At 62.1% G+C, this 13624-nt stretch carries 12 protein-coding genes and 1 tRNA gene; 9 read left to right on the top strand and 4 right to left on the bottom strand.

What is annotated here, in order from left to right; genetic code table 11:
* Positions 1 to 139 precede the first annotated feature (139 nt).
* From FJ988_RS16305 to FJ988_RS30825, 4 genes are all read left to right on the top strand, one after another.
* Positions 140 to 1684 (top strand): sigma-54 dependent transcriptional regulator, encoded by a 1545-nt coding sequence (locus FJ988_RS16305; RefSeq protein ID WP_140819355.1) that lies wholly within the window; start codon positions 140 to 142, stop codon positions 1682 to 1684.
* A 378-nt stretch (positions 1685 to 2062) separates the two neighbouring features.
* Entirely contained in the window at positions 2063 to 3913 is a 1851-nt protein-coding gene (locus FJ988_RS16300; RefSeq protein WP_140819354.1) for a DUF882 domain-containing protein, read from the top strand.
* An 84-nt stretch (positions 3914 to 3997) separates the two neighbouring features.
* Positions 3998 to 4071: transfer RNA gene (locus FJ988_RS16295), tRNA-Gln, on the top strand.
* A gap of 124 nt (positions 4072 to 4195) precedes the next feature.
* Complete coding sequence (locus FJ988_RS30825) at positions 4196 to 4372, top strand: hypothetical protein (RefSeq protein WP_181183547.1); 177 nt, start codon at positions 4196 to 4198, stop codon at positions 4370 to 4372.
* Between the two features lie 372 nt (positions 4373 to 4744).
* On the opposite strand, the gene FJ988_RS16285 is transcribed toward FJ988_RS30825, so the two are convergent.
* Positions 4745 to 5383 (bottom strand): 2-dehydro-3-deoxy-phosphogluconate aldolase, encoded by a 639-nt coding sequence (locus tag FJ988_RS16285; protein WP_140819353.1) that lies wholly within the window; start codon positions 5381 to 5383, stop codon positions 4745 to 4747.
* Between the two features lie 146 nt (positions 5384 to 5529).
* On the opposite strand from FJ988_RS16285, the gene FJ988_RS16280 reads away from it, so the two are divergent.
* On the top strand, positions 5530 to 6456 hold the full coding sequence (locus FJ988_RS16280; protein ID WP_140819352.1) for a rhodanese-related sulfurtransferase: 927 nt from the start codon (positions 5530 to 5532) through the stop codon (positions 6454 to 6456).
* Here the strand turns inward: FJ988_RS16280 and FJ988_RS16275 are convergent.
* The gene (locus FJ988_RS16275; protein WP_140819351.1) at positions 6453 to 6815 is read right to left on the bottom strand and encodes a nuclear transport factor 2 family protein; all 363 of its coding nucleotides are present in this window, start codon (positions 6813 to 6815) and stop codon (positions 6453 to 6455) included. The genes FJ988_RS16280 and FJ988_RS16275 overlap by 4 nt on opposite strands.
* A gap of 195 nt (positions 6816 to 7010) precedes the next feature.
* Between FJ988_RS16275 and FJ988_RS16270 the strand changes: the two genes are divergently transcribed.
* On the top strand, positions 7011 to 7742 hold the full coding sequence (locus FJ988_RS16270) for a tellurite resistance TerB family protein (RefSeq protein WP_140819350.1): 732 nt from the start codon (positions 7011 to 7013) through the stop codon (positions 7740 to 7742).
* A gap of 249 nt (positions 7743 to 7991) precedes the next feature.
* Positions 7992 to 8744 (top strand): SDR family oxidoreductase, encoded by a 753-nt coding sequence (locus FJ988_RS16265; protein ID WP_140819390.1) that lies wholly within the window; start codon positions 7992 to 7994, stop codon positions 8742 to 8744.
* A gap of 266 nt (positions 8745 to 9010) precedes the next feature.
* Here the strand turns inward: FJ988_RS16265 and FJ988_RS16260 are convergent, their stop codons facing one another.
* Both FJ988_RS16260 and FJ988_RS16255 read right to left on the bottom strand, forming a co-directional pair.
* Complete coding sequence (locus FJ988_RS16260; RefSeq protein WP_140819349.1) at positions 9011 to 10453, bottom strand: hypothetical protein; 1443 nt, start codon at positions 10451 to 10453, stop codon at positions 9011 to 9013.
* A gap of 120 nt (positions 10454 to 10573) precedes the next feature.
* Positions 10574 to 11758: a pyridoxal phosphate-dependent aminotransferase gene (locus FJ988_RS16255; RefSeq protein ID WP_140819348.1), complete on the bottom strand. Its 1185-nt coding sequence runs from the start codon at positions 11756 to 11758 to the stop codon at positions 10574 to 10576.
* Between the two features lie 83 nt (positions 11759 to 11841).
* On the opposite strand from FJ988_RS16255, the gene FJ988_RS16250 reads away from it, so the two are divergent.
* Together FJ988_RS16250 and FJ988_RS16245 are read left to right on the top strand one after the other, a co-directional pair.
* Complete coding sequence (locus FJ988_RS16250) at positions 11842 to 12528, top strand: GNAT family N-acetyltransferase (protein ID WP_140819347.1); 687 nt, start codon at positions 11842 to 11844, stop codon at positions 12526 to 12528.
* Positions 12529 to 12578: 50 nt separating this feature from the next.
* The gene (locus tag FJ988_RS16245) at positions 12579 to 13580 is read left to right on the top strand and encodes a cation diffusion facilitator family transporter (protein ID WP_140819346.1); all 1002 of its coding nucleotides are present in this window, start codon (positions 12579 to 12581) and stop codon (positions 13578 to 13580) included.
* The last annotated feature ends 44 nt before the right edge of the window (positions 13581 to 13624 follow it).

The raw sequence follows: 13624 nt of genomic DNA, 5'->3' as shown, positions 1-13624 counted from the left end.
GAAGGGGCCAAAATCAAAGGGGAAAAAACAAGCCGGTCAAATCCTAAGGAATTCGTTCACCGGGTTTTTTGAAACCTTATTTAGAACCGTGTGCCAAGATGATCCATGGGGATTTCTCGGGCGGGCGTTCAAGACACTCATGACAGGTTCCGTACTCATAGTCGATGACGATCCGGTGCAGCGCAGGCTGCTCGAGGCCGCGGTGACGAAGTTCGGCCATGCCGCGATCGTCACGGATGGCGGCGCGGCAGGCCTCGATGTGCTCGACGGAGCGAATGCACGCGAGGTGTCGGTCGTCATCCTCGATCTCGTGATGCCGGGCCTCGACGGCATCGGCGTGCTGAAGGCGATGCGCGAGCGCGCCATAAACATCCCGGTCATCGTGCAGACGGCCCAGGGCGGCATCGAGACCGTCGTCTCGGCGATGCGGCACGGCGCGTTCGATTTCGTCGTCAAGCCGGCATCGCCCGACAGGCTGCAGACCTCGATCGCCAATGCGTTGAAGGTCGAAGCGGTCGAGGACGAGGTGAAGCGCACGGCGCGGCGGCGCGGCGGCCATCTCACCTTCAAGGACTTGATCACGCACAGCCCGGCGATGGATCGGGTCATCCGCCTCGGCCAGAAGGCGGCGGCGTCCAACATCCCGATCCTGATCGAAGGCGAATCCGGCGTCGGCAAGGAGCTGGTGGCGCGCGCCATCCAGGGGAGCGGCGACCGCCGCTCGAAGCCGTTCGTCACCGTCAATTGCGGCGCGATCCCAGAGAACCTGGTCGAATCGATCCTGTTCGGCCACGAAAAAGGGTCCTTCACCGGCGCCAGCGACAAGCACACCGGCAAGTTCGTCGAGGCCAATGCCGGCACGCTGTTCCTCGACGAGATCGGCGACCTGCCGCTCGACGTCCAAGTGAAGCTTCTGCGCGCCGTCCAGGAGGGCGAGGTCGATCCGGTCGGCGGCCGCTCGACCGTCAAGGTCGATATCAGGCTGATCTCGGCGACGCACCGCAACCTGTTGCAGCAGGTCAAGGACGGCAAGTTCCGCGAGGACCTGTTCTACCGGCTGAACGTCTACCCGATCTTCGTGCCGCCGCTGCGCGACCGCCGCGACGACATTCCTTATCTGGTCCGCCACTTCATGGAAAAGGTGGCTCCCGCCGACCCGCGCCGCCGGCTTACCGGCATATCGGCGGCGGCGCTCGCCATGCTGCAGGCCTACGACTGGCCGGGCAATATCCGCCAGCTGGAAAACGCGGTGTTCAGGGCATCGGTCCTGGCGGACGGCGACCTGCTCACCGAAGAAGAATTCCCGCAGATCCGCGCGCAGGTGGAAGGAACGGTCAATCTCGAAGCGGAACCGGTATCGGCAACCGCCGACGCGGCTTGGGATGTTTCGGCGCTGGCGGAAAACGAGGTTCGTAACGCCAGCGCGGCCGCACCGGCCGGTGGTGAGGCGCCGCCGCGGCTGCTGCCACGATTCGGTACGCTTAAGGCCCTAGACGAGCGCGGCAATGTGCGCGCGCTGGCCGAGGTCGAGTTCGAAATGATCAAGCTCGCCATCGACCATTACAATGGCCAAATGAGCGAAGTCGCGCGCAGGTTGGGCATCGGCCGCTCGACACTCTACCGAAAGTTGAAGGAATATGGCATTGATCCCGAAGCCGGTCGTGTCGACCGCCTAGCTTCGTGAACGACAAGCTTCGAGCCAGCTCTCGGGATTAAAATCCGAGTCAAATTGTCGCGTTTGACACGAAAATCGCGGGTATTCCGCGGTTGGGGTTGCTGCGGATCACGCATTAACGCTAACGGTAACAGATCGTGTTCTGGCCGAAGCCGGATTCTTGATCTAAACCAGCAATTTACCACGAAATGCTGTGCAGCATTTTTGACGGGATATCGCCACGGTGTTACCGCATTTCGGCTTCAATAAACGATGATTAACCATTAGGATCGATACTCGGATGTGAAACGACACATCCGTTTGGTCAAATCCGGGGACAAACGGCAGCCTGCAAGGCCATTTGATTTGAACAAAGTCGAACGACATACAAACGGGCGGCATTTTCACATGAGCGTCTGGCCGAGGTGGCTGACGTTCGTGATTTTGGCCGTAGCTTTCCTGTCCACGGCGACATCCGGCGCCAGGGCGGAAATCCGTTCGCTTAAGCTCTATCACCTGCATACGCACGAAAAGGCCGAGATCGTCTACAAGCGCAACGGTCGCTACGATCCGGAAGGCCTGCGCAAGATCAATATCATCCTGCGCGACTGGCGCCGCAACGAGCCGACCAAGATGGATCCGCGGTTGCTCGATCTCGTGTGGGAAGCCTATCGCGAAGCCGGCGCGACCGACTATATCCAGGTCGTCTGTGGTTACCGTTCGCCGTCGACCAACGCGTTGCTGCGCTCGCGCAGCCGCGGCGTCGCCGAGAAAAGCCAGCATATGCTCGGCAAGGCGATGGACTTCTACATTCCGGGCGTGCCGCTGAAGAAGCTGCGCAACATCGGCCTCAAGATGCAGGGCGGCGGCGTCGGCTACTATCCGAACTCCGGTTCGCCCTTCGTCCATATGGATGTCGGCAATGTGCGCCACTGGCCGGGCATCAGCCGCCAGGAACTGGTCAGCCTGTTCCCCAACGGCAAGACGCTACATGTGCCGAGCGACGGCAAGCCGCTTCCCGGCTATCAGCAGGCTTTGGCTGCCTATCAGGCACGCAAGGGTTCCGGCACGCCCAATATCGAACTGGCCAGCGCAGGTGGCTCGACCAAGCGCTCCGGCGGCCTGTTCGCCTGGTTTGGCGGCGGTTCCGACGAGGCGGACGACGAAGCCGACGACAGCGCGCCGGCGCCGAAGGCGAAGGCCGCGAAGCAGGTTCAGATGGCCAGCGCCGCCCCCGCCCGCAACAGTAACCTTCCGGGCATCACCATCGTGTCGCCGAAGGATGCCAAGCGCGCCAACATCCCGCAGATCGCGGATGACGTGGCGGACGATTCCGAGCAGACGCAGCAGGACACGCCCGAGACGATCATCGCCGCGCTGCCGCCGAAGGAAGTCCCGCTGCCCGATTTCGCGCCGCGTCCGAAGGTCGATGTCGGCCAGCAGACGCCGCAGAACGTGCCATTCGCGGTCGCCGACGCCTCGGCGACGACGGAGCAAGCGGTTTCCACCGCGCATGCGCCTGTGCCTGACAAGGTTCCGTTCGGCACGGCAAGTGCCGGCGAGGCCGCGGCCGCCGATCCAGCCCAGGTGGCTGTCAACAACATTCCGCTGCCGACCTGGCGTCCCGACCGCTCGACGACGCCGGCGGAACTGGCGCCGAAGGACCAGAATGTGCTGATGGCGCTGGCGGATACGGCGCAGCAGGACAAGAGCGCGACCGACGCGTTCGAGGTGCTGCCGACGGCTCGCCCGCAGCCCGGCAAGCAGGATGAGATCAAGGCAGTGCTCGAGCAGGCCAGCGCCAAGACCGACGCTCCCGCGGAGTATCAGCTCGCGTCGCTGACGCAGCCGGAGCCGCGCTCGGCCTTCAACGATCCGTCTGGCGTCGACGCGGCATCGCCGCGCCAGGCCATCGCGGCGCTTCCGGCTGGAAGCGATCCGGCAAAGGCGATCGGCGCCGGCGTGAAGACCACCGCCAAGGAAGGCCGGGCCTCGTCCCGCGACCTGAGGCCCGGGCCGAAGGCCATGGTGGTGGCGACGCCTCCGCAAGCGGCGCGCTGGGCGCTGGGCAGTGGCGTCAACATCGCTTCGGTCTCCGACCCGACGACGGCGCCGCGCTATGCCTATAACATCGTGCATACGCCGCCGAGCGAGGTCTATACCGCCGGCTTCCAGACCGATGGCGACGTGCAGGATGCCAGCCGGTTCACCGGCAATGCGGTGAAGTTCCTGTCGGTCGCGCGCTTCCAGACGAAGTAGCAATTTGACACGCACAGAAGAGAGGCCGCGCTGGACTTGAAGCGCGGCTTTTGTCTTTCATGCCCATGGCCGTGGCTGCCAGCTTCCCGCTTCGTCTAACGGTAGGACAGCGCCCTTTGAAGGCGTGAATCGTGGTTCGAATCCATGAGCGGGAACCAAGCGACCGGACTTTTTTCACGCCTGTTGCCTGCGCGTGGTCACGCTGGACTGAACTTGTCGTGAAGTGGGAACGACTCACCCCTTTCCAGGTTAGACTGCGTTCGTTCCAAACTGGGGATATTCATGAAGAAGATTGTATTGGCGTCGGTTCTGGCGCTGGCGGCAGCTTCGGCGACCGTCGCTCCCTCGCAGGCCGAGACCGTGATCATCAAAACTCACAGACATCATTGCGTGACCAAGCTGGTCACGCATTGGCGGCATGGCCACAAGGTCACCGACACGGTGAAGGTCTGCAAGTAATTCCGTTTCGAGCAGACGAACCCGGTCGGCGTGAGCCGGCCGGGTTTTTCATGTCTGTGTGATGCATGTTGTCCCACAATCGCCGCACACTTCCGGCGATGTGCTTTAGTCGATCTCGAGTGTAGCCGTTTCGCCCTTCACCACGGGCCGGGCGACATCCCGCGCGGGCGGCAAGCCGAATTGGCGTGCGTGTAAGCGCTCAACGCCGCGGCTCCCGGCTACACCGCGACGGATCTCAACGCCGGCAAGGGTCACCGGACGGTGCAACAGGCGGCCGAGATCATCGTGCGGCTGGCGACGCTGGAGGCTGGCGGGCCGACTGGCGGTTATTTCGACGAGAACGGTTCGCTGCCCTGGTAGGCGGGATCGCGCTTACCTCTTGAGCTTGCTTGCCTCGCGCGCGAGAGCTTCGATCTCGTCCCACTTGCCGGCCTTGATGAGGTCGTCCGGCGCGACCCAGGAACCGCCGACGCAGATGACGTTGGGCAGGCTGAGATAGTCGGCGGCGTTCTTGGCGGTGACGCCGCCGGTCGGGCAGAATTTAACGTCGGCGAGCGGCGAGGCGAAAGCCTTCAGCGAGGCGATGCCGCCGGACTGCTCGGCCGGGAAGAATTTCAGGAAGCGCAGGCCGGCCTCGCGCGCGGCCATGATCTCGCCGGGCGTGATGGCGCCGGGCAAAAGCGGCACCGGGCTGTCCTTGGCGGCATCGAGAAGCTGGCTGGTGATGCCGGGACTGACGATGAATTGCGAACCGGCGCTTGCAGCTTCGTCGAACTGCTTCGCATCGAGAATGGTGCCGGCGCCGACGATCGCCTCCTCGACCTCGGCGGCGACGCGGCGGATCGCTTCCAGCGCGTCGGCGGTGCGCAGCGTGATCTCGATGGCCGGCAAGCCACCGCGCGACAAGGCGCGGGCTAGCGGCACGGCATCGGCGACGTTGGCGATCTTGAGCACCGGAATGACCGGCTGACCATTGAGAAGCGACAGAAGCTTTTCGGTCTTGCTGGTCATGGGTCGGTCTCCGTTTCGATCGTTTTAAACCGATTAGCAGAAGGGATACGCCAAGTCCACGAAGGCAGGCGTGTCGCGATGTCACGCGGCAGCCGCCGTCCGACTGCGCCTTGAAACCGCTTTCAGCACGGTCTAGTGGCATGGCCATGACAACGGCAACACAAAATCCGTTCCGCGTCGCCGCGCTCTACAAATTTGCGCGGCTCGACGGATACGAAGCCTTGCGCGCGCCGCTCGCCGCCTTCTGCTGCGGGCGCGGTATCAAGGGCACGCTGCTCCTGGCGCATGAAGGCATCAACGGCACGGTCGCGGGCAACGTGGCGGCGATTGCCGCCTTGATCGATCGCCTGCAGGCGATCGACGGGCTTGCCGGGCTGGAGGTCAAATACAGCGTCGCGACCGAGATGCCGTTCCACCGCATGAAAGTACGGCTGAAGCGCGAGATCGTAACCATGGGTGTCGAGGATATCGATCCGACGATCAGCGCCGGCGCCTATGTCGATCCAGCCGACTGGAACGCGCTGATCTCGGATACCGACACCGTTCTCATCGACACGCGCAACGCCTACGAGGTCTCGATCGGCACTTTCAGGGGCGCGGTCGATCCCAACACCGCCAACTTCCGCGAATTTCCGGCCTGGGTCGAAGAGCATCGAGAAGAGCTCGAAGGCCGTAAGGTGGCGATGTTCTGCACTGGAGGCATACGCTGCGAGAAGGCGACCGCCTATGTGAAGTCGCTCGGCCTGAAGGACGTCTTCCATCTCAAGGGCGGCATCCTGAAATACCTCGAGGACGTGCCTGCCGAAGAGAGCCTGTGGCAGGGCGAGTGCTTCGTCTTCGACGAGCGTGTGTCCGTGTCGCATGGCTTGGCGGAGGGCGAGGCGGAACTCTGCCGCGCCTGCCGGCATCCGCTGACCGTGGAGGACAGGCTGTCGCCGAAATACCTGAACGGTGTCTCATGCCCGTATTGCTTCGAGACTCGCTCCGATGAGGATCGGGAGCGCTATGCGGAGCGCCACCGCCAGGTGGAATTGGCGCAAGCGCGCGGCGGCAAGCGTCACATCGGCAGCTAGAACGACACTGAGTAGCGGTCGATGGCCCATAGCCAGGTGCCGTCGCGCTGACGGCGGGCAACCTCGCTGGTTATGCTGCCGTCGGGAAGTCTGGTTGATGTCAGCGCCAGGTCGCCGTTGATCAAAGCAGGGCGCTGTTCGCCGCGCTGGAACTTTCGTCCGGCGGCGATGCCTTCTTGGAAGAGCGCGCGGATTGCTTGCCTGCCCCGCGTCAGATCATCACCGCCGCTGTCGACGACGGCGTCGGGCTCGAACAGCGCCAGCATGCCTTCGATGTCGCCTGCCCATTGCCGGTCGATCAGCAGGCGCTCAAGATCCTGCGGCTCGCGCGCCGGCTCGCGCTTCTCTGTATTCGTCATTCAAATGCTCCTTTCGGAAATCGATATGATCTTACTCGAAGCATTCCAGCGTTTCGACACATGGGAGCCCAACCGACAACGGCTTCGTGCGGACGAAATGTCCGGCGTCATTGTAATGTCGAAGCACGCAGCCTACCTCTTGCCCGTCCGAAACCTTGCCCGGGCGCGTTCGGCCGGGCCAATCTGGAGGCATTGATGCTCGACCCCAAGAAGTTGCTCGACGACCTTCTCGGCTCGCAAATCCCTGGGACCGGCTCGACTGTCCGTGACAAGGCGGGGCAAGCGGTGCAGATGGCGAAGGACAATCCGCTCGCCGCCGGCGCGCTGGCCGCCGTACTGCTTGGCACCGGCACTGGACGGCAGATCACCGGTACGGCAGTGAAGCTTGGCGGTCTGGCAGCGATTGGCGGCCTCGCCTACAAGGCTTATCAGAATTACAAGGCCGGAAAAGAGCCGGAGCAGGCTTCGCCAGCCAGCGGGCCGGAGTTGCTGCCGCCGCCGGCCGACACTGCCTTCCACCCCTCTCAGGCGCCGCAAGGCGAGGCCGAATTCACGCTTACGCTTGTACGGGCGATGATCTCGGCGGCCAAGGCCGATGGCCATGTCGACGACGAGGAACGCAAGAAGATCGCCGACAAGCTGAAGCTCGCCGGCGTCGGCGCGGAGGCGGAAAAATTCCTGCTTGCCGAGCTTGAAAGGCCGCTCGATCTCGACACGCTGGTCGCGGGCGCCAAGACCGACGCGCAGAAGCTGGAACTCTACACCGCGTCGCGCCTCACCATCGATCCCGACACCCGCACCGAGCGCGGCTATCTCGACCTGCTCGCTGGCCGGCTTGGCCTGCCGGATGCGCTTGTCGACCACGTCGAAGCGACGGTGTCGGCTGCAAAGGTGCCGGCTGGAACTGCGCCGAATTCGCGCTGGTGAATCAGTGTGGTAAACGCCATCGGGCGACGCCTTGCCGGTCGTTAATCTCTCGTTAACTCAGCAAGCGCATCATTCTAACCAGTCGGACCGGCTTATCCTCCTCCCAAGCGCGGTTCAGATCGGGGCGGTCGCCAATGACCGCCCTTTTTGTTGGCCCCTGCTTTATCGCCAGCAGTTGCTTGCCAGGATCGCCGGCATTTGCGATGCCAGGTCTTCTTCCAGCCATCACCGGAGAGGACGATGACCGCCATGACAGACAAGACCGCCATCGTTACAGGCGCCGGCACGGGCATCGGCAAGAGTGTCGGCACGGCGCTGCTCAAGGCAGGCTGGAACACGGTGTTCTGCGGCCGCCGCAAGTCGGTGCTGGATGAAGCGATCGCCGAGGCGGGCAAGACCGAAGCCAAGGCGCTGGCGGTGGCCTGCGACATCAGCAAGGCAAGCGAGGTCGACGACATGTTCGAGACGGTGGTCGAGGCCTTCGGCCGCGTCGACCTGCTCTTCAACAATGCCGGCATGGGCTACAAATCGACGCCGATCGACGAGATCCCGGTCGAGGTATGGAACGATGTCGTCGGCGTCAACCTCACCGGATCCTTCCTGTGCGCCCGCGCCGCCTTCGGCGCCATGCGCCGGCAAAAGCCGATGGGCGGGCGCATCATCAACAACGGTTCGGTGTCGGCCTATGCGCCGCGGCCCGGCTCGGTTCCCTACACGGCGACTAAGCACGCGATCACCGGGCTCACCAAGACCCTGGCGCTCGACGGCCGGCCCTTCGACATCGCCTGCGGCCAGATCGACATCGGCAACGCGCTGACCGATATGGCGCAGCCGATGACAGTCGGCGTGCCGCAGGCCAACGGCTCGATCGCCGCCGAAGCGGTGATGGATGTGCAGCGTGTCGCCGACGCGGTCGTCCACATGGCCAGCCTGCCGCTCGACGCCAACGTGCTGTTCATGACGGTGATGGCGACCAAGATGCCGTTTGTCGGGCGGGGATAGCCTTCGTCTAAGCGAACGTCCGGCCGAAACCTTCTTCGTTGCATACATCGTGGACGTCCTTCCAGGCTCAGATTTGCCAGTCTATCGCAACAAGATTAGGAGACTACTCGAAATCGAGTTCGAGAGTGCCTATTGCGGCTATGGCGAGATGATCGACCAGGAAAATTTGTAGTCGATCGCAAAGGCCTCTCTGCAAAAGTCGGACGGGCGTTGAACCTTTTTCACAAGGGTCGAGTCGCCGCTGATTCGACAAGACATCGTCGGCCTTATCTTGCGCTAATCTGAACCGGGCGAACGGTTGAGCTGGTCCAACGAATGCCGGATACGCCGGTTACCCTACCAGCCGAGGGTACTGTGCCGCTAAAAACTTTCCTACCATCGATTTTGAGCGTGACTGCGCTGGCGACTTGGCTCACGGCAAGCCGGCCTTTCGACGGCAACGCATGTGTGCGAACTGGCTTACGAACTGCCCAGCCGCTGCCAGCCTCCTCCCATATTGTCAACGTGACGTGTTCCACGCCAGGCTGTAGCAGGAACGCAACCATATTGTTGTCGCCGCCCTTGCCCTGATAATCGAATATGAATGATAGATGGCCGCCAACGTCGATTTCATAATCAACCTCCCATGGACTACGATCGCCTGCTACCTTAACGGCTAGGCACAGCGTGCCGCCCGCGGATTTCCAGCCATTGTTTGTGGTCTCCGGAGAGCCAAAGACCAACTCAAAGCCGCTCCAAAGCTGGCGGGCCGCGAGAACGTTGTTTGCCACCAACATTTTCTGCTTTCGAACGTCATCGAGAGGCGCGCTGAGAAGTAGCTTCTCCGGATTGACCAATGGCACGCCGTGGTGCGCCAGGTCGGGCTCATCCGCAATTCTTACCTCGTTGACCGCACCGAACGGCCCTAACGCCATATAATCGATCGCCCGGTGCGTTCGCCGATCGATAAACCATAGGCCGCTCATCGAACCGCGGCGTAAGTCTCGGCCCGTTCGTACACTTTCGCCGAGGACGATCAACTCGTCCGTCGCTGCCATGCCTCGGGTGTACACAGGGCTGCCAGCCTCCCACAGAAGCGCTCCATTCTTGATGTCAATGAGCGCTCCTGCCTCGGAATGACAACTCAGTATTTGGTTGGAGTCCGTAACAAAAACATTGTGCAGCCCGGTTCGTGCCGGTACTGGCGTTATCGAAAGCAAGGCAAGTTCAGGGTACGAGAAAACCGCGAGACATGAACCTGTACTGTGACCATGGGCAATCGCGTAAAGTTTACCCTCATGCTCGAATACTGAATTCAGATGGTCACCAAAAGGTCCTTGCAGGCTAAGCCGGTCCCATCTGCGTTCAGAGATGCCTGCTTCCTGGAAATGACCTCGCAATCTCAAATCTATTGCGACCAAACGGTTGCGACCGGTGTTCGTGCAGACCACGCGCCCGTCCGAGCAGCAAAGTATTTGATGAGGCTGAGATAGAAACGTTTCCGTTTTCCTGTTGTCAAATGAAACCCACCCCTGCTCCGAAGTTGCATATGTTTCCAGGTCTTTTAGTGTTCCATTGTCAATTCCGGAGTGACTTAAAGTTATTGAAGATGATCCTCGGAACCATGATATTCCATAATACTCTGGTTTGAAATATTCTATCACTGTAACATTGCGAGTATTTGTTTCAACATATAAAACGAAGCTTGTCGTGGCAACCAGAATGATCATTTTTAATCCAAACCTTGATGTGTTCCAGCGTAAGATTCGATTCTGGCTATGATGTCTGATTCGTTTCGACGTCGTTGCATCGAGTATTTGCTGAAATGCATGCTGGCTAGATTTTGGTACTCATCTTACCAAAAACGCCTCGATCCGCTCCAGCGCTCGTAGAATGTTCTCCTCGGAATTGGCGTAGGAAAGCCGGATATAGCCTTCGCCGAGCACGCCGAAATCCGGGCCGCCGATCAGCGCCACGCCGGCGTCCTCAAGCAGGGCGGAGGCGAGCTTCTTCGCCTTCCAGCCGGTCTTCGAGACGTTGGGGAAGGCATAGAAGGCGCCCTTCGGGGTGATGCAGGAAATGCCGGGCAGCGCATTCAGCCCTTCGACGACGATCTTCCTGCGATTGTCGAAGGCGCGCATCATCTTGTCGACATCGTCCTGCGGGCCGTCGATCGCCGCGATGCCGGCGAACTGGCTTGGCGCGTTGACGCAGGACCAGCAGTTCACCGCGAGCTTGCGCACCTTGTCGTAGAGATGGGTGCCCTTGTCGCCGTTCGGCCAGATCGACCAGCCCATGCGCCATCCGGTCATCGCCCAGGTCTTCGACCAGCCGTTGAGCACGATCAGCCGGTCGCGGATCTGAGGGAAGTTGAGCAACGAAAAATGCGTCTCGCCGTCATAGGTCATCACGTCGTAGATCTCGTCGGACATGATGGCTACCTCGGGATGCTTCTCCAGACCCTTGACCAGCTTCTCGATCTCGGCGCGGGGTGTGACGCCGCCGGTCGGATTGGCGGGAGAGTTGAGGATCAAGAGCGTGGTCTTCGGCGTGATCAGCGCCAGCGTCTCGTCGGCCGAGAAGGCAAAGCCGTTCTCCTCGCGGATCGGCACCGGAACAGGCGTGGCGCCGGTGAACTCGATCATCGAGCGGTAGATCGGGAAACCGGGATCAGGATAGAGGATCTCGGCGCCCGGCTCGCCGAACATCAGGATCGCGGCGAACATGGTCGGCTTGCCGCCGGGCAGGATCATCACGCTCTCGGGCGAGACCTCGACGCCGGTGGTGGTCAGCGTGCGGCGCGCGACCGCCTCGCGGGTGGCCAGCAAGCCATTGGCGGGCGTGTAGCCATGATGGCCGTCGCGCAGCGCCTTGATCGCCGCCTCGACGATGTGCTGCGGCGTCTTGAAGTCGGGCTGGCCAATGCCGAGATTGACGATGTCGCGGCCCTGATGGGCAAGTGCCGTTGCCCTGGCGAGCACCGCGAAGGCATTTTCCTCGCCGAGCCGGTCGAAGGCCGCGATGGTGTGGAGCATTTTTCCCGTCCCTGTGGTTCTTTCAGCGAGCGTGCGTTTTTGTGACCGTCCGGCGGAAAAAGTCAAACGGATTGGAGTTTCAGGTGTCCGAGGATCTGAAGAATTGGCAGCCGCGGCCGCGTCCCGAACGCAAGGCGATCGAAGGTCGATACGTTCGCCTCGAGCCGCTGAGCGCGGCCAGGCATGGTCACGGCCTCTACGAAGCCTCGTCGGTTCCGGACGTTGGCGGTCGCTTTGCCTGGCTGCCCGACTATCCGCCGGAGACGCGCGCCGCCTTTCAGCCATGGCTGGACAAGGTCGAAGCCAGCGAAGATCCGCTGTTCTTCGCCGTCATCGACAAGGCGAGCGGCAAGGTCGCGGGGCGACAGACGCTGATGCGCATCGATCCGACCTATGGCGTCATCGAGATCGGCAACATCTACTGGGGTCCGCTGATCTCGCGCAAACCGGCGGCGACCGAGGCGCAGTTCCTGTTCATGAAATATATCTTCGACGAGCTCGGCTACCGCCGCTACGAATGGAAATGCAACAATCGCAACGAGCCCTCGAAACGCGCGGCCGAGCGCTTCGGCTTCAAGTTCGAGGGCATCTTCCGCCAGCATCTTGTGGTCAAGGGTGAAAACCGCGATACGGCGTGGTATTCGATCATCGACAAGGAATGGCCGGCCCTGCGTCAGGCCTATGAGGCCTGGCTCGATCCGGCGAATTTCGATGGCGAGGGCGGCCAGAAACGGCGGCTCGAGGATTTTCGCGCCGAGTTCGGCGCATAGACCATGATCCCGAAAAGTGGAAATCGTGGCCGGTAAACAGGAGTTTGGCGATGGCGCATGACCACGCTTCCCATGATCATGGCTCGGCTGCTCATAGCCATAGCCACGGTCCCGGCCACGTGCATGGGTCGACCGACAAGAAGCGCGTGCTGATCGCGACCTGCCTTACCGCTGGCTTCATGGTCGCCGAAGCGCTGGGCGGCTGGCTCACCGGATCGCTGGCGCTGGTCGCCGATGCCGGTCATATGCTGGCCGACTCCATCGCGCTCGGCCTTGCCTGGTATGCATTCCATCTTGCCGGACGCCCGGCCACCGGCCGGCTCACCTACGGCTTTGCGCGGGTGAAGACGCTGGTCGCCTACACCAACGGCATCGCCATCTTCGTCATCGCGCTGTGGATCGTCTACGAAGCCTGGGGGCGGCTGATGCACCCTTCGCCGGTGCTGGGCGGGCCGATGCTGGTGGTGGCGATCGCCGGCCTTCTGGTCAACATCGGCTCGTTCTTCGTGCTGCATGGCGGCGACCGCGAGAGCTTGAACATGCGCGGTGCCATCCTGCATGTGCTGGGCGACCTGCTCGGCTCGGCTGCGGCGATCGTGGCGGCGGTCATCATCCTCGCCACCGGCTGGACGCCGATCGACCCGATCCTGTCGGTGCTGGTCTCGCTGCTCATTCTCTCCACGGCCTGGTCGCTGATGCGCGAGGCCGCTCATGTGCTGCTCGAAGGCGTGCCGGCATGCCTCGACCGCGACCTTATCGCCAAGGATATCGAAGGCGCGGTCAAGGGCGTGCGCGAGGTGCACCACATGCATGTCTGGTCGCTCGACGGCACGTCCAACATGGCAACGCTGCATGCCTGCCTGAACGACGGTGTCGATCCGCATCTCGCGGTGAGCGCGATCAAGAAGCGGCTTGCGGTCAAGCACGGCATCGAGCATGCGACGGTCGAGCCCGAATTCGGCCAGTGCGCCGACAGCCATGACGAGCACGACGATCACCATGATCACGACCATGCGCATGACGCGCCGCGCGATCGCCGGCATTATCACTGATCGCCTCGTGATGAAGCCCGATAGCCTAAAGCTCAGGAATACCC

The organism is Mesorhizobium sp. CU3, from assembly GCF_006442965.1.
GTDB lineage: Bacteria > Pseudomonadota > Alphaproteobacteria > Rhizobiales > Rhizobiaceae > Mesorhizobium.
Note: the sequence above shows the minus strand (reverse complement) of the source record. Positions and strands in the feature narration are given on the sequence as shown.

Bases quoted from the DNA above. Each gene is read 5' to 3' on its own strand.
- FJ988_RS16305 (WP_140819355.1), top strand. From the start codon at position 140: ATGACAGGTTCCGTACTCATAGTCGATGACGATCCGGTGCAGCGCAGG.
- FJ988_RS16300 (WP_140819354.1), top strand. From the start codon at position 2,063: ATGAGCGTCTGGCCGAGGTGGCTGACGTTCGTGATTTTGGCCGTAGCT.
- FJ988_RS30825 (WP_181183547.1), top strand. From the start codon at position 4,196: ATGAAGAAGATTGTATTGGCGTCGGTTCTGGCGCTGGCGGCAGCTTCG.
- FJ988_RS16285 (WP_140819353.1), bottom strand. From the start codon at position 5,383: ATGACCAGCAAGACCGAAAAGCTTCTGTCGCTTCTCAATGGTCAGCCG.
- FJ988_RS16280 (WP_140819352.1), top strand. From the start codon at position 5,530: ATGACAACGGCAACACAAAATCCGTTCCGCGTCGCCGCGCTCTACAAA.
- FJ988_RS16275 (WP_140819351.1), bottom strand. From the start codon at position 6,815: ATGACGAATACAGAGAAGCGCGAGCCGGCGCGCGAGCCGCAGGATCTT.
- FJ988_RS16270 (WP_140819350.1), top strand. From the start codon at position 7,011: ATGCTCGACCCCAAGAAGTTGCTCGACGACCTTCTCGGCTCGCAAATC.
- FJ988_RS16265 (WP_140819390.1), top strand. From the start codon at position 7,992: ATGACAGACAAGACCGCCATCGTTACAGGCGCCGGCACGGGCATCGGC.
- FJ988_RS16260 (WP_140819349.1), bottom strand. From the start codon at position 10,453: ATGATCATTCTGGTTGCCACGACAAGCTTCGTTTTATATGTTGAAACA.
- FJ988_RS16255 (WP_140819348.1), bottom strand. From the start codon at position 11,758: ATGCTCCACACCATCGCGGCCTTCGACCGGCTCGGCGAGGAAAATGCC.
- FJ988_RS16245 (WP_140819346.1), top strand. From the start codon at position 12,579: ATGGCGCATGACCACGCTTCCCATGATCATGGCTCGGCTGCTCATAGC.